General features: G+C 60.8%; 27 protein-coding genes and 3 pseudogenes. 17 read left to right on the forward strand and 13 right to left on the reverse strand.

The genetic code is table 11. The annotated features are described in order from the left end of the window. Positions 1 to 58: 58 nt before the first annotated feature. Complete coding sequence (locus tag RAE19_RS10935; RefSeq protein ID WP_313874915.1) at positions 59 to 385, forward strand: hypothetical protein; 327 nt, start codon at positions 59 to 61, stop codon at positions 383 to 385. Here RAE19_RS10935 and RAE19_RS10940 read toward each other — a convergent pair. Beyond that, positions 354 to 635 carry a cysteine-rich CWC family protein gene (locus RAE19_RS10940; protein WP_313874916.1) on the reverse strand — a complete coding sequence of 94 codons (282 nt, stop codon included), beginning with the start codon at positions 633 to 635 and terminating at the stop codon, positions 354 to 356. The genes RAE19_RS10935 and RAE19_RS10940 overlap by 32 nt on opposite strands. Here RAE19_RS10940 and RAE19_RS10945 point away from each other — a divergent pair. Next, entirely contained in the window at positions 634 to 1092 is a 459-nt protein-coding gene (locus RAE19_RS10945; protein ID WP_313874917.1) for a CYTH domain-containing protein, read from the forward strand. The genes RAE19_RS10940 and RAE19_RS10945 overlap by 2 nt on opposite strands. A 32-nt stretch (positions 1093 to 1124) precedes the next feature. On the opposite strand, the gene RAE19_RS10950 is transcribed toward RAE19_RS10945, so the two are convergent. Continuing rightward, a complete protein-coding gene (locus tag RAE19_RS10950) occupies positions 1125 to 1592 on the reverse strand; it encodes an Lrp/AsnC family transcriptional regulator (protein WP_313874918.1) in 468 nt (155 codons plus the stop codon). 206 nt (positions 1593 to 1798) lie between these two features. Here RAE19_RS10950 and RAE19_RS10955 point away from each other — a divergent pair, with 206 nt between their 5' ends. The 4 genes from RAE19_RS10955 to mmuM all read left to right on the forward strand — a co-directional run bounded on the left by RAE19_RS10955 (position 1799) and on the right by mmuM (position 5051). Next, the gene (locus RAE19_RS10955) at positions 1799 to 2584 is read left to right on the forward strand and encodes a transporter substrate-binding domain-containing protein (protein WP_313874919.1); all 786 of its coding nucleotides are present in this window, start codon (positions 1799 to 1801) and stop codon (positions 2582 to 2584) included. Positions 2585 to 2639: 55 nt separating this feature from the next. Beyond that, entirely contained in the window at positions 2640 to 3320 is a 681-nt protein-coding gene (locus RAE19_RS10960) for an ABC transporter permease (protein WP_313874920.1), read from the forward strand. Between the two features lie 2 nt (positions 3321 to 3322). Continuing rightward, positions 3323 to 4018 carry an ABC transporter permease gene (locus RAE19_RS10965; RefSeq protein ID WP_313874921.1) on the forward strand — a complete coding sequence of 232 codons (696 nt, stop codon included), beginning with the start codon at positions 3323 to 3325 and terminating at the stop codon, positions 4016 to 4018. Positions 4019 to 4106: 88 nt separating this feature from the next. Beyond that, complete coding sequence (mmuM, locus tag RAE19_RS10970) at positions 4107 to 5051, forward strand: homocysteine S-methyltransferase (protein ID WP_313874922.1); 945 nt, start codon at positions 4107 to 4109, stop codon at positions 5049 to 5051. A gap of 89 nt (positions 5052 to 5140) precedes the next feature. On the opposite strand, the gene RAE19_RS10975 is transcribed toward mmuM, so the two are convergent. The 4 genes from RAE19_RS10975 to RAE19_RS10990 form a co-directional block, all read right to left on the reverse strand. Next, a complete protein-coding gene (locus RAE19_RS10975) occupies positions 5141 to 5626 on the reverse strand; it encodes a c-type cytochrome (protein ID WP_313874923.1) in 486 nt (161 codons plus the stop codon). A gap of 108 nt (positions 5627 to 5734) precedes the next feature. After that, positions 5735 to 6124, reverse strand: coding sequence for an MAPEG family protein (locus tag RAE19_RS10980; RefSeq protein ID WP_313874924.1), 390 nt, complete (start codon positions 6122 to 6124; stop codon positions 5735 to 5737). Between the two features lie 13 nt (positions 6125 to 6137). After that, positions 6138 to 6605 carry an SRPBCC family protein gene (locus RAE19_RS10985; RefSeq protein ID WP_313874925.1) on the reverse strand — a complete coding sequence of 156 codons (468 nt, stop codon included), beginning with the start codon at positions 6603 to 6605 and terminating at the stop codon, positions 6138 to 6140. 29 nt (positions 6606 to 6634) lie between these two features. Continuing rightward, positions 6635 to 6988, reverse strand: a complete 354-nt coding sequence (locus RAE19_RS10990) for a YciI family protein (protein WP_313874926.1) — start codon at positions 6986 to 6988, stop codon at positions 6635 to 6637. 143 nt (positions 6989 to 7131) lie between these two features. On the opposite strand from RAE19_RS10990, the gene RAE19_RS10995 reads away from it, so the two are divergent. Then, entirely contained in the window at positions 7132 to 8085 is a 954-nt protein-coding gene (locus tag RAE19_RS10995; protein WP_313874927.1) for a LysR family transcriptional regulator, read from the forward strand. Between the two features lie 98 nt (positions 8086 to 8183). Here the strand turns inward: RAE19_RS10995 and RAE19_RS11000 are convergent. Then, positions 8184 to 10414: pseudogene (locus tag RAE19_RS11000) on the reverse strand (malate synthase G). Between the two features lie 153 nt (positions 10415 to 10567). On the opposite strand from RAE19_RS11000, the gene RAE19_RS11005 reads away from it, so the two are divergent. The 6 genes and pseudogenes from RAE19_RS11005 to RAE19_RS11025 all read left to right on the forward strand — a co-directional run bounded on the left by RAE19_RS11005 (position 10568) and on the right by RAE19_RS11025 (position 15225). After that, positions 10568 to 10867, forward strand: a complete 300-nt coding sequence (locus RAE19_RS11005) for a Dabb family protein (RefSeq protein ID WP_313874928.1) — start codon at positions 10568 to 10570, stop codon at positions 10865 to 10867. A 175-nt stretch (positions 10868 to 11042) separates the two neighbouring features. Next, a pseudogene (locus tag RAE19_RS11010) lies at positions 11043 to 11876 on the forward strand (SdiA-regulated domain-containing protein); the annotation flags it as partial. 75 nt (positions 11877 to 11951) lie between these two features. Continuing rightward, positions 11952 to 12035: pseudogene (locus RAE19_RS19440) on the forward strand (PEP-CTERM sorting domain-containing protein); the annotation flags it as partial. A gap of 198 nt (positions 12036 to 12233) precedes the next feature. Then, positions 12234 to 13430 carry a CaiB/BaiF CoA transferase family protein gene (locus RAE19_RS11015; protein WP_313874930.1) on the forward strand — a complete coding sequence of 399 codons (1197 nt, stop codon included), beginning with the start codon at positions 12234 to 12236 and terminating at the stop codon, positions 13428 to 13430. Between the two features lie 142 nt (positions 13431 to 13572). Then, the gene (locus tag RAE19_RS11020) at positions 13573 to 14520 is read left to right on the forward strand and encodes a LysR family transcriptional regulator (RefSeq protein ID WP_313868459.1); all 948 of its coding nucleotides are present in this window, start codon (positions 13573 to 13575) and stop codon (positions 14518 to 14520) included. Between the two features lie 96 nt (positions 14521 to 14616). Next, positions 14617 to 15225, forward strand: a complete 609-nt coding sequence (locus RAE19_RS11025) for a PEP-CTERM sorting domain-containing protein (protein ID WP_313874931.1) — start codon at positions 14617 to 14619, stop codon at positions 15223 to 15225. A gap of 128 nt (positions 15226 to 15353) precedes the next feature. On the opposite strand, the gene RAE19_RS11030 is transcribed toward RAE19_RS11025, so the two are convergent. From RAE19_RS11030 to RAE19_RS11055, 6 genes are all read right to left on the reverse strand, one after another. Continuing rightward, positions 15354 to 15650 (reverse strand): hypothetical protein, encoded by a 297-nt coding sequence (locus RAE19_RS11030; protein ID WP_313874932.1) that lies wholly within the window; start codon positions 15648 to 15650, stop codon positions 15354 to 15356. A gap of 109 nt (positions 15651 to 15759) precedes the next feature. Continuing rightward, the gene (locus tag RAE19_RS11035; protein ID WP_313874933.1) at positions 15760 to 16986 is read right to left on the reverse strand and encodes a DUF1501 domain-containing protein; all 1227 of its coding nucleotides are present in this window, start codon (positions 16984 to 16986) and stop codon (positions 15760 to 15762) included. A 68-nt stretch (positions 16987 to 17054) separates the two neighbouring features. After that, complete coding sequence (locus RAE19_RS11040; RefSeq protein ID WP_313874934.1) at positions 17055 to 18614, reverse strand: DUF1800 domain-containing protein; 1560 nt, start codon at positions 18612 to 18614, stop codon at positions 17055 to 17057. A gap of 59 nt (positions 18615 to 18673) precedes the next feature. Next, complete coding sequence (gene proC / locus RAE19_RS11045) at positions 18674 to 19489, reverse strand: pyrroline-5-carboxylate reductase (RefSeq protein ID WP_313874935.1); 816 nt, start codon at positions 19487 to 19489, stop codon at positions 18674 to 18676. Between the two features lie 38 nt (positions 19490 to 19527). Then, on the reverse strand, positions 19528 to 21018 hold the full coding sequence (gene glpK / locus RAE19_RS11050; RefSeq protein WP_313874936.1) for a glycerol kinase GlpK: 1491 nt from the start codon (positions 21016 to 21018) through the stop codon (positions 19528 to 19530). Positions 21019 to 21075: 57 nt separating this feature from the next. After that, a complete protein-coding gene (locus tag RAE19_RS11055) occupies positions 21076 to 21843 on the reverse strand; it encodes a DeoR/GlpR family DNA-binding transcription regulator (RefSeq protein ID WP_313874937.1) in 768 nt (255 codons plus the stop codon). A gap of 159 nt (positions 21844 to 22002) precedes the next feature. Here RAE19_RS11055 and RAE19_RS11060 point away from each other — a divergent pair, with 159 nt between their 5' ends. The 4 genes from RAE19_RS11060 to RAE19_RS11075 are packed head-to-tail and all read left to right on the forward strand — an operon-like array spanning position 22003 to position 25849. Beyond that, positions 22003 to 23076, forward strand: coding sequence for an ABC transporter ATP-binding protein (locus tag RAE19_RS11060; protein ID WP_313874938.1), 1074 nt, complete (start codon positions 22003 to 22005; stop codon positions 23074 to 23076). Position 23077: 1 nt separating this feature from the next. Beyond that, positions 23078 to 24154 (forward strand): ABC transporter ATP-binding protein, encoded by a 1077-nt coding sequence (locus RAE19_RS11065; protein WP_313874939.1) that lies wholly within the window; start codon positions 23078 to 23080, stop codon positions 24152 to 24154. Continuing rightward, positions 24151 to 25044: a carbohydrate ABC transporter permease gene (locus RAE19_RS11070; protein ID WP_313874940.1), complete on the forward strand. Its 894-nt coding sequence runs from the start codon at positions 24151 to 24153 to the stop codon at positions 25042 to 25044. Before RAE19_RS11065 ends, RAE19_RS11070 begins: the two co-directional genes overlap by 4 nt. Continuing rightward, on the forward strand, positions 25037 to 25849 hold the full coding sequence (locus RAE19_RS11075) for a carbohydrate ABC transporter permease (RefSeq protein ID WP_313874941.1): 813 nt from the start codon (positions 25037 to 25039) through the stop codon (positions 25847 to 25849). The genes RAE19_RS11070 and RAE19_RS11075 overlap by 8 nt, the downstream gene beginning before the upstream one ends. The last annotated feature ends 5 nt before the right edge of the window (positions 25850 to 25854 follow it).

Here is a 25854-nt window from a genome sequence, read left to right on the forward strand (position 1 = left end):
GCTGCGAAGACAAGGGGCATGGGGTAAAGTGTGAGCAGAACCACCTAAGTGAACTCTGGTGACTGACCCCAAAGACTCTCGTTACACCGAAACCGGCTTCCCCTCCTTGCAGTGGGAAGACGATGACTTGGACACGCGCCCCCTGCCTCTGAACGAGCGGCCCTTGCAGGCCCGTATTGACCATGAGATGGCCATCATCGCGGAGCACCACATCCGCATTGCCCTGGCGATCGAGCGGTTCTGGGGCCACCGGGATTGCGTGGAGTACATCCGGACCCTGATCTTGAATGGGGGCTACTCAGATGGCGCTACCAAACGGGTCGGCTTCAAAGCTGAAGTGATTTCGGCACTGATCAATCTGACGGCGCTGCACCAGATTGAGTAGCGCAATCTGCGCAGACGCAGGCCAAACCCTGAGCTTGCGGGGGAATGCGGCCGAGTAGTTCTGCGCTGAAACTCACCTGCGTGCACCAGCAAGGGCCTTGCGCTTGGCCGGTAGATTTCGCAAGCTCCATGGCGCACTGGTTCGCCTTGCCGCACACAGGGCACACTTGAGGGTTGATGGTTGGCGGAGTGGTCATGGTGTTGGCAGTGTAGCCATCCGCTGCCCGCAGCTCACACACGGAGTGCTTCATGGGGATTGAGATCGAACGCAAGTTTTTGGTGAGCGGGGACGCTTGGCGCAACGACAGTGGCGTGTTGTACCGGCAGGGCTACCTGAATCGGGACAAAGCACGCACGGTACGGGTGCGCCTGGCTGGGGATGCTGCTTATCTAACCGTCAAGGGCCAAAGTACCGGCGCCAGTCGGGCTGAGTTTGAGTACCCGATCCCGTGCGCGGATGCGGTTGCGCTTCTGGCTTTGTGCGATGGCCCCTTGATTGAGAAGACCCGCTACATCGTGCTGCATGCCGGCATGCGCTGGGAGGTCGACGAGTTTGCGGGCGACAACGCGGGCTTGGTGGTCGCAGAACTGGAGCTGGCGTCCGAAGACCAGGCCTTTGAGCACCCCGCTTGGCTGGGCGCAGAGGTCACCCACGATGCCCGCTATTTCAACTCCAACCTCGCAACACACCCTTTCAGGGCTTGGTGAGCACCAGGTCTTGTTGCCGGTGACGGGCGGCCTTATTCGTCCACCGGCACATAGAGGTCGGATTTCATTGCATCGATCACCACATTGGTGGTCATGCGAATCACCTGGGGCACTTCGGCCATGAGTCGGGCGGAGAGAGCGTCGTACTCCTTCACGCTTTTGCTCAGGATGACCATCACCAGGTCGACCGCGCCGGTGACGTAAAAGAGCTGCTGCACTTCAGGCTCTTTTTGCACCCATACGCGGATGCGGGGCAGGGCCTCGTAGTTGTCTTTGAGCTCGATGCCGGCGATGAACTGCATGCGCTGGCCCACCACCTGCGGGTCCACGATGGCTACCTCGGCCGTAATCACCTTCTCCGCCCGCAACCGGCGCAGGCGGCGTTGCACCGCGGATGCGGACAGGCCGACGGCCTCGGCAATCACTTCTGCATTGACTTGGCAATCGCGTTGCACGAACTCCAGAATTTTCCGGTCAAAGGGGTCCAAAGGCGTTTCCATCGGTGCATTGTAGGCAGCGTGGGGTGTTGGGCTCCATCGGCGTGCAAGGTGCCTTGTGTGCCGTTTTGCCGCGTGAAAAGTGCCGAATATGCCGCCTGCCGTTATTTCTTTGGGCGAAACTTGAGTTTCCTTTGCGTCTTGAAAACGCAGTGTTGGGTGAATAAAGCGGCGTCTTGCGGTGGGGCGCCCGGATGGAGAAACAAAGAATGAAGCGTCAGTTTGTGAAAGCCTTGTTGGGTGGTCTGTTCCTAGCGGCTGGTTTGGCCCAAGCCCAAGACGTGGTGCGTATCGGCACCCTGTCCGACTACCCGCCGTTTGAGTACAAGGATGCGACCGGCCAACTCAAGGGCATGGAAATCGAGTTGGGAAACGCGATGTGCAAGCACATGCAAGCCAAGTGCGAGTACGTGACCATGGACTTCGATGCGCTCATCCCCGCGCTCAAAGCCAAGAAGATTGACGCCGTGCTGGCCCAGATGTCCATCACTGCTGAGCGCAAAAAAGCGGTGGACTTTACCGACCTATTCACCCTGGCGCCGGTGCAGTACGTAGCCAAAGTGGGCTCCGGCATCAACGAAGATCCGGCCACCCTGCGCGGCAAGACCGTGGGCGTGTACAGCGGCTCCAATAGCGAGACCTACTTCAAGAAGCGCCTGCCCAAGGCCAAGTCCGGCGTCGCCACTAAGTCTTACCCCAACCAGGACGCTATCTGGTTGGACCTGGAAGCCGGCCGCTTGAACACCACCTTGACCGACACCACCGTTGCTTACGAGTGGCTGGAGAAAACCGGCAAGGCCAAGGGCTTCGACTTCGCCGGCAAGCCGGTGAACGACGTAGAAATTTTCGGCGAAGGCACCGGTATTGCTGTGCGCAAGGGTGACCCCCTGAAGGCCCGCTTCAACGCCGCCATCAAGAAAGTGCTGACCGATGGCACCTTCGCTGCGGAGAACAAGAAAGTGTTTCCGTTTAGCATTGCTCCCGCTAGCAAGTAATTGACAGGCCGCCACCGCCCCGAGCGGGCGGTGGCCGCGCTTTCCCGGAGCCGAGATGGATGTTTTGCAGGCCTACACGGGCCAGCTGCTGCAAGGTGCGCTGATGACCGTGCAATTGGCCTGCGCCGCCCTGGTGTGCGGGCTGGCCCTGGGCTTGGTGCTGGCGGCCTGCCAGCTCAGCCGCTACGCCTGGCTGCGCCGCCCGGTGGCGGTACTCACCGGCGTACTGCGCGGGGTGCCCGAGTTTCTGGTGGTGCTGGTGTGCTACTTCGGGCTCTCGAACCTTATCAACAACCACTTTGACAGCGCGTTTGACATTAGCCCGTTTTTTGCGGGCGTGGTGTCTCTGGCGCTGGTGCTGGGTGCCTACTCCTCCGAGGTGTTTCGCGGCAGCTTTGTGGCGTTGGAGCGCGGGCAGCTGGAAGCCGCCAGCTCGCTGGGCCTGAGCCCGGTGCAAACCTTCTTCCTGGTGCGCTTACCGCAGGCCTGGCGCATCGCCATTCCCAGTCTGGGCAACCTCTGGCAATCCCTGCTCAAAGACACCTCGCTAGTGTCGGTGGTCGGTCTGGAAGACTTGCTCAAAAAGTCCAACATGGCGGCGCAGGCCTCGCATCAGCCTTTTATGTTTTTGATGGCGGCAGCCGTGATGTATTTTTGCCTGCTGGCGCTGTCTGACCCGCTGGTTTCCGCGCTGGAGCGGCGGGCGCAGCGCCCCTATCAGGCTCACCGCAGCTAGCTATGGACGCCTGGTTTACCGACATCTTCGTCCTGCTGCAGGACAACCGTGCCGAGCTGTGGGAGGGCTTGGTCGTCACCTTGCAGCTGTGGGCTGCCTCAGGGGCTGCCGGTTTGGTGCTGGCGCTTTGCTTGGCACTGGGCGCCACCCACGGCGGGCCTGTGGTGCGGCGACTGGTGCGCTTGTATGGCGCCGCTTTTCGGGGCACGCCGCTGCTGGTGCAAATGTTCCTGCTGTATTACGGGCTCAGTCAGTTTGAGTGGGTGCGGGCGTCCGTTGCGTGGGTGGTGCTGGAAGACGAGTTTTACTGCGGGCTCATAGCCCTGACGCTGAACATTGCCGCCTACATGGCCGAAGACATCCGCGCCGGCATTCTGGCCATTCCCGCTGGCCAAACCGAGGCGGCTCGGGCCTTTGGTATGCCGTCCGGCACTCTGCTGCGCCGTATCGTGCTGCCGCAGGCTTTGCGGATTGCGACTCCTGCTTTGGGTAACGAAGTGGTGTCTTTGCTCAAAGCCACAGCGCTAGTGAGCACGATCACTGTGTTTGACCTGACGGGAGTGGCCCGCCGCCTCTCTAATGAGTCCTACACCACGGATGCGCTGGTGTTGGCTGGCGTGGTCTATGGCGCGCTGACCCTGCTGATTTCGGCGGGTGTGCATTTTCTGGAGCGACGCCGCAAAAGCCACGCTGCCTGAGCTGCTTGTCTGCACAGAGGCCCAGCAAATTGCCGCCGCCGCGCAGGCGCTTTGTCTAAGCTCATCCTCGAATTTTTGAATGATCTCCATGTTGCTGAATCCCCTGAATAGTTTTCTCGCCCACGACCGCCTGATGGTGCTGGACGGTGCCCTGGCCACCGAGCTGGAGCGACGCGGCGCCAATTTGAATGACGCGCTGTGGTCCGCCAAGCTGCTGATCGAGCAACCCGAACTCATTCGCGCGGTGCATGCGGACTACTTTGCCGCCGGGGCCGATGTGGCCACCACCGCCAGCTACCAAGCCACCTTTGAAGCCTTTGCCCGCCGAGGCATGAGCCGGGCGGAGGCCGCGGACTTGATGCGCCTGTCCGTTACCTTGGCCATTGAGGCGCGCGATGCCTTCTGGGCCGAGCCTGCCAACCGCGTGGGGCGCCTGCGCCCGCTGGTGGCTGCGTCGGTAGGCCCCTATGGCGCCATGCTGGCGGATGGCTCGGAGTACCGCGGTCACTACGGCCTGAGCCGTGCGGCGCTGGCCAACTTCCACCGCGAACGCATGCAGGTGCTGGCCACCTCGGGCGCCGACCTGCTGGCCTGCGAGACGATTCCCTGCCTGGACGAGGCCTTGGCGATTGCCGATGTGCTCGCAGAACAAAACAACATCACTGCGTGGATCAGTTTTTCCTGCAAAGACGGCGAGCACAACGTGCAGGGCGAGCGCTTGGCCGATTGCGTGGCCGCGCTGGAGGCTTTCCCGCACATCGTTGCCATCGGCGTGAACTGCACGGCCCCTGAGCACGTGGCCAGCCTGGTGGAGCAGGCCAAGGCCCGCACCACCAAGCCGGTACTGGTCTACCCGAACTCGGGTGAACACTACGACGCCCAAGGCAAGGTCTGGACCGGTGCCTGCAACCCGGCGGATGCTTATGCGGAGATGGCTGCGCGCTGGCAGGCCAAGGGTGCCCGCATGATTGGTGGCTGCTGCCGTACCGGTCCGGACGACATCCGGGCGGTCCGACACATGGCCGCAGCCTAACGCATTGAAGTATGAAATGGGCCTCTAGCGCCCATGGAATATGCGCAGGTAGCTACTAAAAACGTAGCGTTTTTAGGTTTTGCTGTAGCTCATTGCACTGCCGGGGGCAGCGACATCACCCACTGCGCCATCTGCCGCGCTTGCTCCTCGCTGAGCTGCGGGTGGCGGGGCATCAGGGCCCGGCCCCACTCGCCAGAGCCCCCATTGCGAATCTTGCCCGCCAGGTAGTCCACCGCATCCGGTCGGTCTTGATAGCGCGCAACCACTTGATTGAATGCGGGGCCGACATAACGCCTGTCCACGCCATGGCAGCGCATACAGTTGGACGCCTTAACAGCAGCTTGGCCCAGCGCCAGCGAAGCAGCGGGGGCAGCCGGTGACGTTGCCGCCACCACACCGCTGGCGCTTTTTGCAGGTACGGCGGCACTTTGTATCGTTTCGCCTTTGCTGTTGTCGGCCTGCAGCGTGCGCCAGCCCACGATCAGCATGCCTGCGACGACCACAAGCACCGCCACGATAAGTGCCGCCGCAAGCCAACGTGGCCGCTGAGGTGGGGTGTCGTCTTCCGGGTGCATGTTCTGGGTCTCTGTTAGTGGACTCCCCGAGTGTCGCGCGAAAGCCATCGCATTGTTGGGCGCGGGCTTTTGGGGACCTTGCTCCACCCACGAGAGGGTTAGGGAAAGTCAGCGAAAAACCAACCACAACCCGCATACCGCTTCGATACTTATCACCCCGATGGTGAGCGCCATACCCAAGCTGCGGCTCCAGGCTGCATGGTTCGTCAGCAAACTCGTTGCATGGATGACGCGGCCTAGCAGCAAGGCGACCCCGAAAACTATCAACCACACGCGACCCAAACCACTGAATTCCAGCAGCGCCATCAGCAGCAAAGCCATCGGCGCTGTTTCGGCAAAGTTGCCGTGTGCACGGATGCGGCGCAGCAAAGGGTCGTCACCGCCGTCCAAGAAGTAGACTCCCGCTTTCAGCCGGCGGCGGATCACCAATACAGTGAGCAGGCACTGCATCAATGCGCAGCACGCTGCAAAAAACAAGGTCACAGCAACGGAATGCATGGGCGCCTGGTCTTTAAGCTGCCTCTGCTGTGCGTTTAAGGCCAGCGAGGGCAGCAGGCAGCGTCTTCTTCATGCCGGAGCCGATCAAGCGACTCCAAAGAGGGGCAAGAAAGCCTGAGAACGTAGTGCGATGCGTTGCGACGGTGCTGGCGCCTTGCGCTTGCAACTCATAGTCGAATTGCATCATCCCCAAGGGCAATTTGCATTCCATGCGCACGCTTTTGCCCTGAATCACTTCGACAAACCGCAGTGCAGACTTGGGCCCACTGTGGGGCGATACCTCGCCCACCGCACCTGAAACTAAGGGGCCAGCCAGGCTCGCCGCTTTTAAATCAGGGTCCCAAACGGGCCAGCCCGCGACATTGGCATAAAGGGCGAACACAGTGGTTGCTGGGGCATTGATGGTGATGCTGGCTTCGAATTGCATGGCTCTGGCGCTTTCTTTGTTGAGGGAGGAGGGTTGGGGCAGTGTGTGGTTCATCGTATCTGGCGTTGATGAAATGGTCGAGTTCAGACAGGTGAGTACGCCACTTGGCGTACTTCCAGCGCGCCAAACTGGGTGGCTGGGCATTTGGCCGCCCAGCCTGTGGCCTCTGGTTCGCCGGGAACGTCGATCAGGTAGTAGCCGCCGATTTGTGTGTCGCCTTTGAGGGCGAAGCCCTCTTCAGTTTTGATCCGGCCTTTTTCGGCAAACACCCGCTGGGCGGATTCTGGTGGAGCAAGCTGGCCAGCGGCGATCAGCACGCCAGCTTGTATCAGTTGCTGGTTGTAAGCCATCATGGCTTGCATCATTTGTTGCATGGCCGAATCGGGTACGTCGGTCAGCGCGGCGGGTTGCATTTGGCACAAAAGGAGGTATTTCATGGTCAGGTACTTTCAAAAATCAGCCCGAAATTGAGCATGGATGAACTCTAAAAGTCGCCAAAGTGTTGTGCAACTGACCTAATGCTTCATAAATACCAAACTAAAACTTTGTAATATGCGCGTAGTGCTTGAGAATTCCACGAATGCAAAGTCTTCGAGGCATTCTTAACTTCACCCGCACCGCTGAGCTCGGCAGCTTTGCCAAAGCGGCGAAGGATCTCGGTATTTCCGCAGTAGCCGTCAGTCAAAACATCAGCCGCTTGGAAGCTGCCCTGGGTGTGCGCCTGCTCGCGCGGAGCACCCGCGCCTTACAGCTCACACCGGAAGGCCAAGCTTTTCTGGAGCAGTGCCGCCTTCCACTCGCGCAGCTCGATGCGGCCTGTAAAGAAGTCGCCAGCGATGCGCGCAGTGCCAGCGGCAAGTTGCGAGCCACCGTGATTTCGCCGGTCGCGTATCTGTACCTGATCCCGCTCTTGCCCAAGTTTCTGCAGCGCTATCCGGGCATCGCGCTGGAGCTGGAGTTGAGCGAAGACAGCAGCCCTTTGATCAACAAGCGTTTTGATGTCGGCATTCGGGTGGGCGCGCTGGACGATGCAGCATTTGTGGCGCGGCCGCTCGGGCCGCTGCGGTTACTTTTGTGCGCATCGCCTGCGTATTTGGCGCAAGCGGGTCTACCGCAGAGCTTGGAGGATTTGGAAAAGCACCAAGCGCTGCTGATGCAGATCACCGGGCGGGAGCAGACCACGCCCTTTATCGTTCAAACCCGTGGCGGCGAAGCCGGTGCAGGAGCACGCAGCATGCGGTTTCTACAGTTGCCGGGTCACTTTATTTGCAACGATTTTCGAAGCTTGGCGCAGGCTTGTAGCGGTGGCTTGGGAATTGCCCAACTGCCCCAGCCACTGGCGCTACCCATGCTGCGCAACGGGCAGCTCAAAGTGCTTTTGCCCGATAGCGTGGCTGAGAACATTCAACTCTTCATTCACTACCCCACTCGCAAACAACTGCCCGCGCGGGTGCGTGCTTTTGTTGACTTCGTGATTGAGCTTTTCGCTGGACACCCGGATTTGACGGCGGATATCTCCGGATTTGTTGCCTAGCTCCACCGTGCCGATAAAGCATGGAAACAGACGATTGCCTAGGTGAATAGTGTGCGAGCAGCTCCTAAATTGATAGTGAGCTGCTCGCCTTGGGCGGTTTAAGCAGCCGCCTTCACCTTCAAGCGCCATGCATGCAACAGCGGCTCGGTGTAACCGCTTGGCTGCGCCAATCCCTTGAACACCAGCTCGGTCGCTGCCTGGTAGGCCGCGCCCTTGAAGTTGCCCACCATGGGGGTGTAGAGCTTGTCGCCGGCGTTTTGCTTGTCCACCTTGGCGGCCATGCGTTGGAAAGTTTCTTCCACCTGGGCCTTGGTCACCACACCGTGGTGCAACCAGTTGGCCATGTGCTGGCTGCTGATGCGTAGGGTGGCGCGGTCTTCCATGAGGCCGATGTCGTTGATGTCGGGCACCTTGGAGCAGCCCACGCCTTGGTCCACCCAGCGCACTACGTAACCCAGAATGCCTTGGGCGTTGTTGTCCAGCTCGGCTTGCTTTTCAGCTTCCGTCCAGTTCGGGGTGGCAGTCACCGGGATCTGCAGCAGGTTGTCGAGGATGCCGGGGCGGGCTTTCTCGTAGTTGGTCTTTTCCAGTTCCTTTTGCACGTCGCTCACCAGCAACTGGTGGTAGTGCAGGGCGTGCAGCGTGGCGCCGGTGGGGCTTGGCACCCAAGCGGTGTTGGCACCTGCTTTGGGGTGGCCGATTTTCTGCTCCATCATGGCCTTCATCAGGTCAGGCATAGCCCACATGCCCTTGCCGATTTGCGCCTTGCCGCGCAGGCCGCTGGACAAGCCCACCAGCACGTTGTTCTTCTCGTAGGCTGCAATCCAGGCGCTGCTCTTCATGTCCGCTTTGCGGATCATGGGCCGGCTTGCATGGCGGTATGCATCTCGTCGCCGGTGCGGTCCAGGAAGCCGGTGTTGATGAAGGCCACGCGGCTTTGGGCGGCGGCAATGCAGGCCTTCAGGTTCACGCTGGTGCGGCGCTCTTCGTCCATGATGCCCAGCTTCACGGTGCTGTCCGGCAGGCCCAGCATCTGCTCCACGCGAGTGAACAGCTCAGCGGCAAACGCCACTTCTGCGGGGCCGTGCATCTTGGGCTTGACGATGTAGACCGAACCCTTGCGCGAGTTGCGGATGGCGTCCTTCTTGGTCTTCTTCAGGTCATGCAGGGCGATGGTGGTGGTGACCACGGCGTCCATGATGCCTTCGGGGATTTCTTGGGTGGAGCCGTCGGCAGCGGTGTAGGTGATGGCCGGGTTGGTCATCAGGTGGCCCACATTGCGCACAAACATGAGGCTGCGGCCGTGCAGCTTGACGTCTTTCTTGCCGTCGGGCGCGGTGTACACGCGGTCGCCGTTCAGGCCACGGGTCAGTGTTTTGCCGCCTTTCTCAAAGCTCTCGACCAACGTGCCTTGCAGAATGCCCAGCCAGTTGCCGTAGGCCAGCACTTTGTCTTCGGCGTCCACCACGGCCACGGAGTCTTCCAGGTCCAGGATGGTGGAGAGGGCTGCTTCGAGCACCAGGTCGCTCACACCGGCGGCATCGGTTTTGCCGATGGGCGTAGCGCGGTTGATGATGATGTCGAGGTGCAGGCCGTTGTGAATCACCAGCACGCTGGAAGGATCTTTGGCAGAGCCCTGGAAGCCCACGAACTGGTCCTTGTCGGCCAGCTTGGAGGTGGAGCCGTCCTTCAGGGTAACGACCAAGTCGCCGCCCTTGATGGCGTAGCCGGTGGAGCCCACGTGCGAGCCTTTCTTGAGCGGTGCGCAGCGGTCCAGCACGTTGCGGGCGTATTCAATAACTTTTTTGCCGCGCTTAGGGTTGTAGCCCTTGGGCCCCACTTTTTCGCAGCCCTTGTCTTCGCTGATCACGTCAGTGCCATACAGCGCGTCATACAGGCTGCCCCAGCGGGCGTTGGCGGCGTTGAGCGCGTAGCGGGCGTTGAGCACGGGCACCACCAGCTGCGGGCCGGCTTGGGTGGCCAGCTCTGCGTCCACGTTTTTGGTGGTGATCTTTACCTTCTTGGGGCTCTCGACCAGGTAGCCGATCTTTTCCAGAAAAGCCTTGTACGCAGGCATATCGCTGATGGGGCCGGGGTTGGCTTTGTGCCAGGTGTCCAGCTCGGTTTGCAGGCGGTCGCGCTCGGCGAGCAGGGCAATGTTCTTGGGGGCCAGGTCTGCCACGATGGCGTCAAACCCTTTCCAGAAAGCCTCAGGCGCAATGCCGGTGCCGGGCAGCACTTTGTCCTGGATGAAGCTGTGCAGGCTGGTCGCGACTTGCAGGCGGTGCTCAGCAGTGCGTTCGGTCTTGCGGGGGGTAGTTGTCGTCATGGTGGGCCTTTCAAAGGAAGGGGCGGTCAACAAAGTGAAAACGGGTCGCACGAGGGGGAATACCCTCAAGCTATGGATGTACTGTATTCCATCCTTTGCAGATTACTATATGGAAGAATATCAATCTATTTGTGACTTTTTAGGATGTAGTTCATGCCCTTACGCCATCTGGTGCTGCTGAAGTTCAAAGCCAGCACGGTACCCGCTGAGGTTGAAGCCTTAGAGGCCGCGTTTACCGCATTGGCAAGCAAGATCAGCGCCGTGCAAAGCCTGGAATGGGGCACCAATAACAGTCCCGAAGGCTTGGCCAAAGGCTTTACCCACTGCTTCAACCTCACCTTTGCCGATGAGGCCGCTCGCGCGACCTATCTGCCGCACCCTGATCACCTGCTGTTTGTCGAGCAGCTCAAGCCGGCGCTGGACGATGTACTGGTGCTGGACTACACGGTCTAAGCAAAAAAGGCCATCAAACAGCGGGATTTACCGGAAGCCCTAGTCCGTTCGGATCAGAGGAAACCGGCTTTTCGACACCGTACTGTCACACGGTATTTTTAGCATGGCTCGTTCAGCCTCGGCGGGCATGGGGCCCGTGCGCGGCGAAGTCCGTTTTGTCCTCACAGGTCTCTTCATGCATATCAAAACCACGGTTTCCGCCATCCTTTTGGCATTGGCTTCGGTCTCCGCATCTGCGCAGTCGTTCAGCCTGAGCAACTACACCGTCAAAAACACCTACGGACTCGACCTGAGCGTGGGCGGTGTCTCCGGCTTGGAGGGTTCTGCGATCACTTATGCGCAGGACCGTGGCACCTTGTTTTTCATTGGTGACGAGGGCAAGGGCGTGATTGAAATGTCACTTGATGGCAAGTCAAAAGGTTCGATGGCGTTCACCGGTTGGGGCGCTTTCAGCACAGGTGTGAATGGCAAAAATCCCGGTAACGATTCAGAAGGCTTGGCCTACTTAGGCAATGGCGTACTCGCTGTGGCCGAGGAGCGCCTGCAAAACATCTACCGCTTCAGCTACACCGCCGGTGGCTCGGTCGACTTGGGCACAGTGCCTTTTGCCTCTGTGGGGTCGACGATTGGCAATGTGGGTATTGAGGGCCTGAGCTACGACGCCCGTAACGGCAGCTATGTCACAGCCAAACAAGACAACCCGGCTGCGCTGAGTATCTTCAACAACCTGAGCTTCTCCACGGTGGCATCTCCGGATGCGGTTGCTAATGCGTCATTCACCGGTGCGACGAGCTTGTTTGGCTTGTCCCAACTGTCCGATGTGCAAACGCTCTCCATCTTGGGCAACAACAATTTGCTGGTGCTCAGCACCGGTACCACCCCCGGCGATTCGCGTGAGTTGATCGAAGTCACCCGCGCCGGCACGGTGGTCAGCCGCCTGGACCTGACCCACATCGCTGCCCGCAACGCGATTGAAGGTGTGACGATTGACGAACACGACACCATTTACCTGTTGGCCGAGCAAGACCAACTTAGCGGCGCACCCGCAAACGCCAAGTCGCAGCTGATTGTGTTGACAGCCCCTGTGCCCGAGCCCGAAACCTACGCCATGCTGCTCGCTGGCTTGGGCTTGATGGGCGCTGTAGCCCGCCGCAGGCGCGCTGCGTAAGCGATTGCTTCCTTCCAGGTGTGGTGCGAGCCCGGGTGCGGCTTGCACCACACCGGTGGCGATGCTGCACCGCACGCCGCCAAGCGCTGTCGATAATTGACGTAAAGTTTGTGGCCTGCCTGATGCCTTGCGGTGTCAGGCAGGCCCCGATGTTTCTGCTCTGCAATCCGCAGGGCTTGGCGTTATTGACCGCACCGCATGACCACCGACACCCGTTCACCCTCAGCTCTCCCCCTCGCGGGCATCCGCGTCGTTGAATTCACCCACATGGTCATGGGGCCCACTTGCGGCATGACGCTGGGCGACTTGGGTGCGGATGTCATCAAGGTCGAGCCACTGGCGGGCGACAGCACCCGCAAGCTGCTGGGCAGCGGCGCCGGTTTTTACCCGCTGTTCAACCGCAACAAAAAGAGCATTGCGGTGGACCTCAAAAGCCCGCAGGGCCGCGAGATCGTGCTCAAGCTGATCGCTACGGCCGACATCGTGAGCGAGAACTTCAAAACCGAGACCATGCAAAAGCTGGGCTTGGACTACGCGTCTTTGAGCAAGCTGGACCCGCGCCTGATTTATGTGAGCCACAAAGGCTTTCTCCCCGGCCCTTACGACCACCGCACGGCGCTGGACGAGGTGGTGCAAATGATGGGCGGCCTGGCCTACATGACGGGGCGCCCCGGCGATCCGCTGCGCGCTGGGTCAAGCGTGAACGACATCATGGGCGGCATCTTTGGTGCCGTGGGCGCCATGGCTGCCCTCATGCAGCGTCAGCAGACCGGACGGGGCCAGGAAGTGCAAAGCGCGCTCTTCGAGAACAACATCTTCCTCGTGGCCCAGCACATGATGCAGTTTGCGGTGACGGGCAAGGCGGCAGCCCCCATGCCCGAGCGCATCTCGCCTTGGGGCATTTACGATGTGTTCAGCGTCAAAAACAACGAGCAGATCTTTCTGGCCGTGGTGGGCGACGGGCAATGGAAAACCTTTTGCGAGGCCTTTGGCTACACCGACCTGTTTGCCGACCCGCGCGTTACCACCAACAACGACCGTGTGCTGGCGCGCAGCTGGCTCATCCCCGAGTTGCGCACGCGCTTGGCGCAGTTCAGCCGCGCAGAGCTTTCGCAGCGCTTTGAGCAAGTGGGCCTGCCCTTTGCGCCCATCACCGATCCGCAGCATTTGTTTGACGACCCGCACCTGCAAGCCACCGGGGGGCTGGCGCCCATGGAGCTGCCTGATGGCCGCCAGACGCAAGTGCCTTTGCTGCCCTTGACGCTGGATGGCGAGCGCCTCGGCCTGCGGCTGGACCCGCCCAAGCTGGGCGAGCACACCGACGCGCTGCTGCAAAGCCTGGGGTACAGCGCGGGCGAAGTGGCGGCACTGCATGTGCAAGGCGTAGTGCTATGAAAAATATAGCGGTTTGCGCATATCTGGCGTGCGCCAGAGGCCTGAACGGCAGTGCGGCCTGCTCCGTGTCCCCCGCCCGCTTCGCGGGCTCCTCCTTGACCTGCGCAGACCGCACTGCCGTTCAGGCCTCCCGGAGCTAAAGATGGACAAGCTCAAGCAACTCGAATCTTTCGTCTCGGTGGCCACCCGCGGCAGTTTGACCGCAGCCGCCAATGCCGAAGGCGTTGCGCCCGCCATCATGGGTCGACGGTTGGACGCTCTAGAAGAACGCTTGGGCGTGAAGCTGCTGATCCGCACCACCCGTCGCATCACGCTCACGCACGAGGGCAGTGCGTTTCTGGAGGATTGCCAGCGCATCATCGCGGACGTGACTAACGCCGAGGCCAGCGTGAGCGCTGGGGGCGTGAAGGCGGCGGGCCATTTGCGCATCACGGCGCCTGCGGGCTTCGGCCGCCGCCATGTGGCGCCGCTGGTACCCAAGTTCCGCGAGCTGCACCCGGATGTGACGATTTCGCTCAACCTCAGCGACCGCGTGGTGGACATTGCAGGCGAGGGCTTTGACTGCGCCGTGCGCGTGGGTGACATGCCCGATTCGTCGCTCGTGAGCGTGCGCATGGCCGACAACCGCCGCTTGTGCGTGGCCACGCCGGCCTACCTCAAGCGCCACGGTACGCCCAAAACGCCCGCCGATTTGAGCCGCTTCCACTGCCTCACGTTGTCCAGCGACGCATCTCAAACCCGGGGCTGGGCTTTCAAGCTGCCCGCGGCTAAAGGCGAGCGTGCAGACGCGGGTGAGGTGATTTACCTCAAGCCCGCCGGCCCGCTGGACTGCAGCGACGGGCAGGTGTTGCACGACTGGTGCCTGGGGGGTTACGGCATCGCGTGGCGCAGCACCTGGGAGGTGGAGAACGAAATCGCCGCAGGCCGTTTGGTCGCGGTGCTGGAGGACTACGCCGCTCCGCCCAATGGCATCTATGCGGTCTTCCCCCAACGCAAACACATGCCCCTGCGGGTGCGCTTGTGGATTGACTTCATCAAGGAACGTTACAGCGCGCCGGGGTATTGGCAACGAACCGTGCTTCGGGATTAGTGCTTGCAGACATCCGAAAGAACTATTGCGAGCGCCTTGGCAGCGAAATAAATTAGCGCTAATCGCCGGTGTATCCCGGTTCAAATGGGAGCTCTTATGAAAATTAAACGTGTTTTAACTGCAATTGCGTTGGCCGCATCCGCGCTCGGTGCCAGTGCGACTACTACAGTGGGTGGCATCAGCTTCGCGGACAACGCGTTCGCTGATGCGTTGTATTACTCGTTTGGTAGCTATACCACCTCCGGTGGCACTTTGGCGCAAGTATTGACTGACACTAACCCTGGGACCTATGCGTACTCTCGCACACCCGGTGCCAGTTTGTTGCTTGGTTTCACCGATAACAATGTGTTCAATGGTGCCGGTGCAGACTTGGCTGTTTTTGAACTCGGCATTGCAGACTCTGTGAAAGTTAGCTTCGGCGCACAAACATTGTCTTTTCAAACGGTTGCAACGGGCTACACCGCTGGCGGTTATGCGTTGAACGTTGCCTTGGTTGACTTCTCGGCATTCGGCATCGCTAACGGCGCAAACTTGCAATACCAGTCGATTGGCTTCGATACAGTGGCCCCCGGCGGAACTGTTCCCTCCATTTCGTTGGTGGGTGCACTGCACGTGGCGGCTGTACCCGAGCCTGAGACATACGCCATGTTGTTGGCTGGTTTAGGCGCGATAGGGGCTCTGGTGCGCCGCCGTAAGCGCGCTTAAAAGTACTCGACTTCAAATGAAAAAACCCGCTGAGTTTCAGCGGGTTTTTTCATTTACAGGGTGCGGTGGTCAAAACCATTGAGCCGGCTAGCGCTCAAATCCCGCTTTTCATGATCCCGTGCAGCGGACTACTGGCCGTCGTCTTCCGAAGGAACGTCAAACGGATCGTCCAGGCTGTCGCTTTCCATCATGGCGATCTCGGCGCACTGCACGCCGTTGAGCTGGTGGCGGTAGGCCAGAAAAGCGTGGCGGGCGTTGGCTTCGTCGTCGCCTTCGTCATCGGCTGCGGCAGCGGCCAGATGGTGTTTGGCGGCGGCCTGGAAGTGTTGGGCAGCCATGCGGTGGTAGTCGCCGATGGTCTCAAAGTCGTCGTCCACCAGATCGTCTGCCACGGTGTCGGCCACGGGGGAAGTGTCTTGGGTCATTCAGGGCTCGCTTTTTTGTGAATCACGGCAACATGCCGCCTGCACAGATTGCGCCCTCACCGTGAACCCTGTGTGACAGGCGCGCGAGTCTTTTGCGACGCGTGGCCGTTTAGACTAGACCCCAGTCGCGCGCGCCCTTGAACCCAGGGAAAACGGTGCTGAGCTGGCTGTCGCTCAGACCCCACTGGCGTTTAAAGATGCCGCCCAACACGCTGCGGTATTCATTCAGCACCGCGTAGTCGCGGTTCTGGAACAGGGTGGCCGCCGTCATCTGCACCTGCTCGCCGACCACTTGCTTGCCGCGCACCGCCCTACCTAGCACCCACATCACGCTGCCGTGGCCATGGTCGGTGCCACGGTTGCCGTTCTGCCGGAAAGTGCGGCCGAACTCGCTCATGACGACCACCACGGTGTTGCGCCAAGCGCTCCCCATTTCTTGAGAAAAAGCGGCCAGGCCTTGGCCCAGCTCGTCGAGGCGGCTGGCCAGATAGCCGGTCGCGCCGCCCTGGGCCACATGCGTGTCCCAGCCACCCACATCCACAAAGCCCAGCGCGTATTGCTCGCGCATCAGGCGGGCGATGCGGCGGGCTTCCAGCTCAAAGCCTTTGGCGGTAATGGCGCCGCGGCTGGCGGCATCCATCTCGGCTGACATTTCGCGCATCACTTGCTCACGCACCGCGAAGCCGCTTTGCACCGTGCCCTCCAGGGCCGTGCCTTGATACATGGCGGCAATGATGCGGCTCTGGCGCGTGTCCACCGACGGTTTGGTCAGGTTGCGCAAGCTGGTGTTCGGAACGCGCAGTTCGCCTTGCAGCGCAATCGGCAGTTGGTCAGTAAACGCCATGGGTGCGGGGCTGGTAACAGCGGGGCGCCCTTGCAGCTGCTTTGCCAGCCGGTTCAGAAAGCCTGAGCCATAGGCGGTGCTGCTGTGGTTTTGCTGGCCCAGCTCGATGCTGTCTTGCGTTTCGAAGTGGCTGCGCGACAGGTTATCGGTGCCGCTGTAAGGCACAAAGGCGAGTTCGCCTTGTTGGTAGAGCGGGTAAAGGGTGTCCCGCAGGGCCGGGTGCAGCCCCCAGTCGGCGGTGAGGGGCAGGGCGCTGGTCAGGTCGGCGTCGGGTTTGGCGATGGCGATGTCAGGCCGTACCTCGTAATAAAAGCTGCTGCTCACCGGGGGGAGCAGGCTGGCCGCATCCATGCCGCCGCGCAAAAACACCATCAAAAACCGGGGTGCCCCGGTGGCCGGGCCTGTGGCCGCGTGCAGTTGCACCCCGGGCAGGCCCAGGGCAGCAGCTGCACCGGTGTGCAGCGCGGTGTGCAGAAAGTGACGTCGTTGCATGGTGCTGGCTCCTGAAGCGGGGTGTGTGGCGGTTGGGGCCGAAGTCTGGGGGCAAGCGCGCTCGAGCGCTAGCGGCGCATGGACTCCGGGGCGGCCAGCAGGAAGGTGTTCCACTCCTGCGGCGAGTTGGCTTGGTCGAGCGCTGCGCGGGTGGCGCTGCTCAGGCCGCTTTGGATGGCCTGGTAATACAGCGCATTGGCCAGCTGGGGGAATGCGGCTTTTTCGGTCGATTGCGGGCCGTCGGATTTAAAGAGGCCCGCGCTGCCAGAGCCAATGGCCTTGGCAATTTCAAACCGGGTGGTGAGTTGGCCGGCGCTGTCCCACGCGCTGGCGACCAGGGGGTAGCCGTCAGGCGTTTGGCGGCCGTAGAGCGGCTGTCCCATGCGGTTGATCCAGTTGAGTACCGGGCCAACGTTGAGCACCGCTTTGTCGTCATACGCCAGCCGTACCGAGGACAGCACATAGCGCATCGGGTCTTTGAACTTGGTGGGGCGGGCATTGGTAAATTCCGGCGCGGTAAACAGTGTTTCCAGCACACGGGCAATCTGGCCATCGGTCGCTCGCCAAGTGGCTGCCATCCGGTCCACAAGGGCCTGGGGCGGGGTGTCAGACAGCCAGAAGGTCGCAAGCTTGCGGCTCACGAACCGGGCCGTCGCCGGGTGGCGTGCCAGCAGGTCCAGCGCCTGCTCTATTTCGGCCAGACCCTCGCCGGTGATGGCTTGGCCCAGCAGGGCCTTGGGCCCTGTGTCATGCCGCTGGGGATTGAATTCAAAAATGCCTTTGCGCACATAGAAGAGGTTTAACTCTTTGCGCAGATTGGGGTTGCCGCTGTTCATGTTGACGCCCAGCCCGGTGAGCACGCGGGCCAGCTCTTGGACGTCTTTCTGGGTGTAACCGGCATCCACCCCCAGGGTGTGCAGCTCCATCAGCTCGCGGGCAAAGTTTTCGTTGATGCGGCCTGCGGCATTCTGGTCGTTGTCCAGATACCGCAGCATCGCCGGGTGGTAGCTCACCGCGCCGAGCAGATCGCGGAAGCGCCCAAGGGCGTGCGGCCGCAGGGCGCTGTCTTCATAGTCGCCCAGCATCGCCCGCAGGTTGTGCTTGCTGAGGTGCACATTGAAGTGGTTCAGCCAGAACCATGTCATTTGCTCTTGCACCTGCGCCGGGCTGTAGAGCGCTCGTAGCACATGGCGAGTGGCGGCTTCGCGGGCGAGGCGGTTGAGCTCTTGCTGGTAGGCCTGCTGGGCGGCTTTTTTGGCTACGTCGTCCCGCAGTGCATCGGCGTCTTTGCGCTGCTTTTCCATGGTGTGCACCAGATCGGTCAAGCCGGTCTGGCTGATGGTCATGGCGCTGACGGTGGCCTGGGCGCTCTCGGGCAGGCTGGCGCCTTGGGGTTGGAGTTGCTGCTGCAGCCAGCGCGCGCTGCCCTGTTGTTCCACTACCCGGGCGGTGGCGGTGTTGGCCCCCCAGGTGATGCGGTTCAGCCATTCATAACGGGCCTGCGCCGTGGGGGCCGGCCCGTCTGCCACCCCGCCCGAGGGTAGGGGTGCGCAGCCGCTTAGTGAGAGCAGGGCCACACACAAGCCCCACAGGGGCGCGAAGCGAAGGAGTCGGGTGTCAGAGCGCATGCGCCACATCGTAGCGGCGCAGCCCCAGCTTCACCAACTGTTACATCGACAGGCGGCCCTCAGGCCTTGCCGAACTCCGCACCGAGCTCGCCGGCACGGTGGTGTGCGGCAAACAGGGCTTTGGCAAACAGGTCTTTGATGCCGCTTTCATCCATGCTGGTGATGGCCGCATAGGTGGTGCCGCCTTTGGAGGTGACTTTTGCGCGCAGGCTCTCAGGTGCTTCAGAGGAGGCACGTGCCAGTTCGCCCGCGCCGATAAAGGTGGCCACAGCCAGTTGATACGCCTGGACGCGGTTGAGCCCCATGCGGACCCCCGCATCGGTCATGGCTTCCATGAAATAAAACATATAGGCCGGCCCGGAGCCGCTGAGGGCGGTGACCGCATCGAGCTGCGCTTCCGCCGTGAGCCAGACCGTGGCGCCGGTGGTAGCGATTACCTCGTTGGCCCAGTCTTTGTCCGCCTGAGTGACACCCGTGCGGCCAAAGAGAGCCGTGATTCCTTTGCCGATCAATGCCGGTGTGTTGGGCATGGTGCGGATGATGCGTTCGCTGCCCAGCCAGGTGGCAATGCTGTCAGTGGTAATGCCTGCGGCCACGCTCAGGTGGAGGGCTGTGCGGTTGTGGTTGCTCACCGCCGCGGCGGCCTCTTTGAAGGTCTGGGGTTTGACCGCCCAAACGATCAGGTCTGCGCCGGCCAAAAAGGCGCCGGCTTCGGGCTGCGGCTGCAGGCCGAAATCGGTTGCCAGCCGGGTGCGAGCTTCTGCCCAGGGTTCCACCACATCGATATCTGCGGCCGAAAACCCTTGGCGGAGCAGCCCGCCGATGATGGCGCTGGCCATATTGCCGCCGCCGATGAATGCAATGCGCTTGCCCATGCTGAGTCCTGTGCGTTGAAAAGTCAGAGCGCCCGAGTTTAGAGGGTGGTCTGGCGCACTGCGTGCTCCCAGCGCTCCATCAGCTCCTTGGCGCGTGCGGGCGGCAGGGTGGGGAGGAAGCGGCGCTCGGCCTTCCACAGCTGGGTTAACTCGTCAGTGTTGCTGTACACGCCCGTGGTCAGGCCGGCCAGGTAGGCGGCCCCTAGGGCTGTGGTTTCGGTCACCGCAGGGCGCACCACCGGAATGCCCAGAAGGTCAGCCTGGAATTGCATCAGCAAGTCATTGACACACGCGCCCCCATCCACCCGCAGCTCTGACACGGCAGCAGCACCTGCACTGACAGCATCGCGGCTCATGGCCTGCAAGAGTGCCGCGCTTTGGAATGCTATGCTTTCGAGAGCAGCCCGCGCAATGTGGGCAAGGGTAGAGCCCCGGGTAAGGCCTGTAATCGAGCCCCGTGCATCAGGCTTCCAATAGGGTGCTCCCAGACCTGTAAAGGCGGGCACCACAATCACGCCGCCTGAATCGGGCACGCTTTGCGCCAGACTTTGCACTTCGCCGCTGCCCTGGATGGCGTGCAGCCCGTCACGCAGCCACTGCACCACGGCTCCCCCTACGAACACGCTGCCTTCGAGCGCGTATTGGGGCTGGGTGTTGGCTTGGGCTGCACTGGTGGTGATGAGTCCGTTGCGCGAGGTCTGGAAGGTGCTGCCGGTGTGCATGAGCATGAAGCATCCGGTGCCATAGGTGTTTTTGACCATGCCGGCTTTGAAGCAGGCTTGGCCGAACAGCGCACTTTGCTGGTCACCCGCCACGCCACCGATCGGAATCGCATGGCCGAAGAGGCTGGGCACGACTTCCCCGAACAGGGAGGCCGAGGGTTGCACCGCGGGCATCAGGCTGGCCGGAATGTCCAGCGCGGCCAGCAAGTCGTCGTCCCACAGATTGGTATGCACATTGAAGAGCATGGTGCGGGAGGCGTTGCTTACGTCCGTGACGTGCACACGGCCCTCGGTCAGCTGCCAGATCAACCAGCTGTCGATGGTGCCGAAGGCGAGCTCTCCGTGGGCGGCTTGGGCGCGTGCGCCGGGCACGTTGTCCAGAATCCACTTGAGCTTGGTGCCTGAAAAATACGCATCCACCAGGAGGCCGGTTTTGGTTTGGATGGTGTCGGCCAGCCCGCGCTCGCGCAAGTCGGCACAGGTGGGCTCTGCCCGCCGGTCCTGCCAGACGATGGCATGGTGGATGGGGACACCTGTTTTGCGATTCCACACAACCGTCGTCTCGCGCTGGTTGGTAATGCCGATGGCCTTGACCTGCGCGGCGGTAATGCCGGCTTTGGCCAGCGCTTCGCGTGCGGTGGCGAGCTGGATGCGCCAGATCTCTTGGGCGTCGTGTTCGACCCAGCCGGGCTGGGGGTAGATTTGTTGCAGCTCCAACTGGGCCATCGCCACGGTGTGGCCCGCCTCGTCAAACACGATGCTGCGGGAGCTGGAGGTGCCTTGGTCAAGCGCGAGGATATAGGTCATAAGCGTAGGGTCAGAAAAGGTGGGTGTGCGGCAAAGCGCGTCGCTGTGGCGGTGGGCTCAGGCCTGAGCCACGTCGAGTCGTACTTGTGCTTCTTCGAGTAACGCAGGAAACGGCGCCGGTGGCTGTGCGTCGGTGAACAGTCGGTCGATTTGCGACAGCGTGGCGACTTCGACCATGGCGGGGCGGTTGAATTTGCTGATGTCGGCAGCAAGCCAGACCTCGCGGGCGTGGGAGATGATGGTTTGTGCCACCTTGACCTCGCGGTAGTCGTAGTCCCGCAGGGTGCCGTCAGACTCGATGCCGGAAATGCCAATCAGCGCCAAATCCACCTTGAATTGGCGGATGAAATCCACAGCGGCTTCGCCCACGATGCCCTGGTCCCGGCCGCGCACCACGCCACCGACCACGATGACTTCGCAGCGCGGATTGGTGCTCAGGATGCTGGCCACATTCAGGTTGTTGGTAATGACCCGTAAACCGGTGTGGTGCAGCAGGGCGCGGGCTACCGCCTCGGTGGTGGTTCCGATGTTCAGGATCAGGGAGCAGTCGTTGGGTACGGCTTGCGCCACTTGGCGGGCAATGCGCTGCTTGCCATCGGCGTTGAGGCTTTCGCGCTGTTGGTGGGCCAGGTTTTCGGTGGTGGAGCTTGGCACCCGGACGCCGCCATGAAAGCGGGCCAGCAAGCCCTCGTCTGCCAGGCGCTGTACGTCGCGGCGCACGGTTTGCAGTGTGACGCCCAGCGTGTCTGCCAATTCATCGACCGTCACTGTGCCTTTGGCCTGGACGACGGAGAGCAGTGTGAGTTGTCGGGGATTTGGATTCATGCGTATTTGTACCCCCAAAGCTTGTAGGCGCCCAGACTATAAAACGAATCAAAAGGAATTATTTCAGGGTAATCACCAAGAAAAAACGAATCAAAACGAACAATAATTTGCAAATTCGAAAATCTACGGATTCGCAATGCAACAAAAAAAGGTGGCGTGATGCAATTGAATCTCGAAAGCATCAGCAAGAAAGTCGGTCCGCAAACCTGGCTGTATGACATGACGCTCGCTCCACGCAGTGGTGCGGTGACGGTGCTGTTGGGTGCTACGCAAGCGGGCAAAACCAGCTTGATGCGCATCATGGCCGGCTTGGATGTGCCCACGGCCGGCATCGTGCGTGTAGACGGTATAGATGTCACCGGCATGCCCGTGCGGGAGCGCAACGTGGCCATGGTCTACCAGCAATTCATCAATTACCCCTCGCTCAAGGTGCGCGACAACATCGCTTCGCCTCTGAAGCTGCGCGGCGAGAAAAACATCGATCAGCGCGTCCGCGAGCTGGCGGAGAAGCTCCACATTGAGATGTTTCTGGACCGCTATCCGGCAGAGCTCTCGGGGGGGCAGCAGCAACGCGTCGCCTTGGCCCGGGCGCTGGCCAAGGGTGCGCCCTTGATGTTGCTGGACGAACCTTTGGTGAACCTGGACTACAAACTGCGTGAAGAGCTCCGCGATGAACTGACCGCTTTGTTTGCGGCAGGGGACTCCACGGTCATTTATGCGACCACTGAGCCCGGCGAAGCCCTTTTGCTGGGCGGCTATACCGCGGTGCTGGATCAAGGTGAGTTGCTGCAATACGGGCCCACGGCAGAGGTGTTTCACGCGCCGTGCTCCATCCGGGTGGCTCGTGCTTTTAGTGACCCGCCCATGAACTTGCTGGCGGCCCAGCCTGCAACTGGTGGTGTGCAACTCACGGGAGGCGCATTGATCCCCATGGCCTTGCCGGCCGTGGCGCCACAAGCCCTCACGGTGGGCATGCGTGCCAGCGCACTGCGGGTGCACTGGATGGATGGCGACATTGCCTTGGCCGGGCGGGTGGAGTTGGCAGAAATTTCGGGCACAGACACCTTTGTGCATTTCGAGACCCCGGTGGGGGAGCTGGTCGCGCAGCTGACGGGTGTGCATCACTTCGACCTCGGTCAAGCGGTCACTTTTTACTTCAACCCGGCGCAGGTCTATGTGTTTGATGCACAAGGCTTGTTGTTGATGGCCCCGGTGCGCGGCAAAGGACGTTGATATGGCTCGCATAGAACTTGATTTGGCCCACGCTTACCGGCCCAACCCCCAGCAGGACAGCGATTACGCCCTGTTGCCTCTCAAGATGGCATTTGAGGATGGAGGTGCTTACGCGCTCTTGGGCCCCTCGGGCTGCGGAAAGACCACGCTGCTCAACATCATGTCGGGGCTGGTTACGCCGTCACAAGGTACGGTGCGCTTTGACGGGCAGGACATGACCCGGATGACACCCCAGCAGCGCAACATCGCTCAGGTGTTTCAGTTTCCGGTGATTTACGACACCATGACGGTGGCGGAGAACCTTGCCTTTCCCCTGCGCAACCGGAAGATGCCGGCCGACCAGATCAAGAAACGGGTCGGGGTGATTGCGGAGATGCTGGAGATGAGTGGCCAGCTGAACCAACGCGCAGCGGGCTTGGCCGCCGACGCGAAACAGAAAATTTCACTGGGTCGTGGGCTGGTGCGTCCCGATGTGTCTGCGGTTTTGTTTGATGAACCGTTGACGGTCATTGACCCCCACCTGAAGTGGCAACTGCGCCGCAAGCTCAAGCAGATCCACCACGAGCTCAAGCTCACCTTGATTTATGTGACCCATGACCAGGTGGAGGCTTTGACCTTCGCCGATCAGGTGGTGGTGATGACGCGCGGACGTGCGGTTCAAGTGGGGTCTGCTGCAGATCTGTTCGAGCGGCCCAAGCACACCTTTGTAGGGCACTTTATTGGCTCACCGGGCATGAATTTTTTGTCGGGACAGCACACGGGTGGGCGTTTTCACACCCTTGGCGCGACCGTGGATATGCCCGCCAACCGTGCGCTGCCAGAAGGCGCCTACAAGCTGGGTGTGCGCCCGGAGCATGTGCGGGTAGCCGAGGCCGGTGCCGTGGGGGCGCTGCCGATGACAGTCACGCAGGTGCAGGACGTCGGTACGCACGTCATTCTGAGCGTTGCCCGGGAAGGGCAGGTGCTCAAGGCCCGCCTTGCGCCGGACGCAACTTTATGGGCCCCCGGCGACGCGGTGTGGATGCAGGTCATGGGCCCCCAAACGTGCTTCTACCAAAATGAGGAGATCGTGGCATGAGTACGACAACCAAGCCGGTGAACCAGAAGGCCTGGTTCCTGATTTTGCCGGTGCTGATTTGTGTGGCTTTCTCAGCCATCCTGCCTTTGATGGTGGTTGTGAACTATTCGGTGCAGGACATCATTTCGCCGGAGCGCCGGGTCTTTGTGGGCACTGAGTGGTTCGCCGCCATCATGCGCGACGAAGAGCTGCACGGTGCCTTGTTGCGGCAGATTTCTTATTCTTTTGCCGTATTGGCGGTTGAGCTGCCGCTCGGCATCTTGTTGGCGCTGTCCATGCCGGCACATGGCTGGAAATCGTCAGCAGCCTTGGTGATTGTGTCGCTCTCGTTGTTGATTCCGTGGAACGTGGTGGGCACGATTTGGCAGATTTTCGGGCGGACCGATATCGGCCTAATGGGAGCGGCCCTGCAAGGCATGGGCATCGACTACAGCTACACGGGCAATGCCTTGCACGCCTGGCTCACAGTGCTGCTGATGGATGTGTGGCACTGGACTCCGCTGGTCGCCTTGTTGGGTTATGCGGGACTGCGTTCGATTCCTGACGCGTACTACCAAGCCGCAAGTATTGACGGTGCCAGCAAGTGGGATGTATTCCGCTATGTGCAGTTACCCAAGATGCGTGGGGTGCTCATGATTGCGGTGCTCTTGCGGTTCATGGACAGTTTCATGATCTACACCGAGCCCTTTGTATTGACCGGCGGCGGCCCGGGGAACTCCACTACATTCTTGTCGCAGTTTTTGACGCAGAAGGCGGTGGGGCAGTTTGATCTGGGCCCGGCCGCCGCGTTCTCGCTGATCTATTTCCTCATCATTTTGTTGATGTGCTTTATTTTGTACAACTGGATGCAGCGCGTAGGCACCCAGGCGAAGGAAGGTGGCCATGAATAAGCCCAAGTTTCAAAAGCGCTCGTTGTTCATGATGGCGTACATCGTGTTCGCCCTGTTGCCCATCTACTGGATGATCAACATGTCGTTCAAGACGAATAACGAGATTCTTGCGGGTTTCACGCTCTTCCCGGATCACTTCACCTGGGACAACTACAAGACGATATTGACCGACCCCGCCTGGTACTCGGGGTACATCAACAGCCTGATTTATGTGGGGATCAATACCGTCATCTCTTTGACGGTGGCACTGCCGGCGGCTTATGCGTTTTCGCGCTACAGCTTTCTGGGTGACAAGCATGTGTTCTTTTGGTTGTTGACCAACCGGATGACACCGCCTGCCGTATTTTTGCTGCCATTTTTCCAGCTCTATACCTCGGTGGGGTTGATGGATACCCACATCGCTGTGGCCTTGGTCCACTTGCTGTTCAACGTTCCGTTGGCGGTCTGGATTCTTGAGGGTTTCATGAGTGGCATCCCCCGGGAAATTGATGAAACAGCCTATATCGACGGTTATTCGTTTCCGCGTTTCTTCATCCGTATCTTTATTCCGCTGATCAAGGCCGGCATCGGGGTGGCTGCGTTCTTCTGCTTCATGTTCAGCTGGGTGGAATTGTTGCTGGCACGTACGCTGACCAGCGTAAATGCAAAGCCGATTGCTGCCACGATGACCCGTACCGTTTCGGCCTCGGGGATGGACTGGGCCACGCTCGCTGCGGCAGGTGTGTTGACCATCGTGCCGGGGGCCATCGTGATCTGGTTTGTCCGCAATTACATCGCGAAGGGTTTCGCGATGGGCCGTGTTTAAAGGGA

Source organism: Rhodoferax potami (genome assembly GCF_032193805.1).
In the GTDB taxonomy this organism is placed as follows: Bacteria; Pseudomonadota; Gammaproteobacteria; order Burkholderiales; family Burkholderiaceae_C; genus Allorhodoferax; species Allorhodoferax potami_A.

What these genes read in the sequence shown, in the direction of transcription:
- RAE19_RS10945 (WP_313874917.1), top strand. Translation starts at nt 634, where the DNA reads ATGGGGATTGAGATCGAACGCAAGTTTTTGGTGAGCGGGGACGCTTGG.
- RAE19_RS10940 (WP_313874916.1), bottom strand. Translation starts at nt 635, where the DNA reads ATGAAGCACTCCGTGTGTGAGCTGCGGGCAGCGGATGGCTACACTGCC.
- RAE19_RS10950 (WP_313874918.1), bottom strand. Translation starts at nt 1,592, where the DNA reads ATGGAAACGCCTTTGGACCCCTTTGACCGGAAAATTCTGGAGTTCGTG.
- RAE19_RS10955 (WP_313874919.1), top strand. Translation starts at nt 1,799, where the DNA reads ATGAAGCGTCAGTTTGTGAAAGCCTTGTTGGGTGGTCTGTTCCTAGCG.
- RAE19_RS10960 (WP_313874920.1), top strand. Translation starts at nt 2,640, where the DNA reads ATGGATGTTTTGCAGGCCTACACGGGCCAGCTGCTGCAAGGTGCGCTG.
- RAE19_RS10965 (WP_313874921.1), top strand. Translation starts at nt 3,323, where the DNA reads ATGGACGCCTGGTTTACCGACATCTTCGTCCTGCTGCAGGACAACCGT.
- mmuM (WP_313874922.1), top strand. Translation starts at nt 4,107, where the DNA reads ATGTTGCTGAATCCCCTGAATAGTTTTCTCGCCCACGACCGCCTGATG.
- RAE19_RS10975 (WP_313874923.1), bottom strand. Translation starts at nt 5,626, where the DNA reads ATGCACCCGGAAGACGACACCCCACCTCAGCGGCCACGTTGGCTTGCG.
- RAE19_RS10980 (WP_313874924.1), bottom strand. Translation starts at nt 6,124, where the DNA reads ATGCATTCCGTTGCTGTGACCTTGTTTTTTGCAGCGTGCTGCGCATTG.
- RAE19_RS10985 (WP_313874925.1), bottom strand. Translation starts at nt 6,605, where the DNA reads ATGAACCACACACTGCCCCAACCCTCCTCCCTCAACAAAGAAAGCGCC.
- RAE19_RS10990 (WP_313874926.1), bottom strand. Translation starts at nt 6,988, where the DNA reads ATGAAATACCTCCTTTTGTGCCAAATGCAACCCGCCGCGCTGACCGAC.
- RAE19_RS10995 (WP_313874927.1), top strand. Translation starts at nt 7,132, where the DNA reads ATGCAAAGTCTTCGAGGCATTCTTAACTTCACCCGCACCGCTGAGCTC.
- RAE19_RS11005 (WP_313874928.1), top strand. Translation starts at nt 10,568, where the DNA reads ATGCCCTTACGCCATCTGGTGCTGCTGAAGTTCAAAGCCAGCACGGTA.
- RAE19_RS11015 (WP_313874930.1), top strand. Translation starts at nt 12,234, where the DNA reads ATGACCACCGACACCCGTTCACCCTCAGCTCTCCCCCTCGCGGGCATC.
- RAE19_RS11020 (WP_313868459.1), top strand. Translation starts at nt 13,573, where the DNA reads ATGGACAAGCTCAAGCAACTCGAATCTTTCGTCTCGGTGGCCACCCGC.
- RAE19_RS11025 (WP_313874931.1), top strand. Translation starts at nt 14,617, where the DNA reads ATGAAAATTAAACGTGTTTTAACTGCAATTGCGTTGGCCGCATCCGCG.
- RAE19_RS11030 (WP_313874932.1), bottom strand. Translation starts at nt 15,650, where the DNA reads ATGACCCAAGACACTTCCCCCGTGGCCGACACCGTGGCAGACGATCTG.
- RAE19_RS11035 (WP_313874933.1), bottom strand. Translation starts at nt 16,986, where the DNA reads ATGCAACGACGTCACTTTCTGCACACCGCGCTGCACACCGGTGCAGCT.
- RAE19_RS11040 (WP_313874934.1), bottom strand. Translation starts at nt 18,614, where the DNA reads ATGCGCTCTGACACCCGACTCCTTCGCTTCGCGCCCCTGTGGGGCTTG.
- proC (WP_313874935.1), bottom strand. Translation starts at nt 19,489, where the DNA reads ATGGGCAAGCGCATTGCATTCATCGGCGGCGGCAATATGGCCAGCGCC.
- glpK (WP_313874936.1), bottom strand. Translation starts at nt 21,018, where the DNA reads ATGACCTATATCCTCGCGCTTGACCAAGGCACCTCCAGCTCCCGCAGC.
- RAE19_RS11055 (WP_313874937.1), bottom strand. Translation starts at nt 21,843, where the DNA reads ATGAATCCAAATCCCCGACAACTCACACTGCTCTCCGTCGTCCAGGCC.
- RAE19_RS11060 (WP_313874938.1), top strand. Translation starts at nt 22,003, where the DNA reads ATGCAATTGAATCTCGAAAGCATCAGCAAGAAAGTCGGTCCGCAAACC.
- RAE19_RS11065 (WP_313874939.1), top strand. Translation starts at nt 23,078, where the DNA reads ATGGCTCGCATAGAACTTGATTTGGCCCACGCTTACCGGCCCAACCCC.
- RAE19_RS11070 (WP_313874940.1), top strand. Translation starts at nt 24,151, where the DNA reads ATGAGTACGACAACCAAGCCGGTGAACCAGAAGGCCTGGTTCCTGATT.
- RAE19_RS11075 (WP_313874941.1), top strand. Translation starts at nt 25,037, where the DNA reads ATGAATAAGCCCAAGTTTCAAAAGCGCTCGTTGTTCATGATGGCGTAC.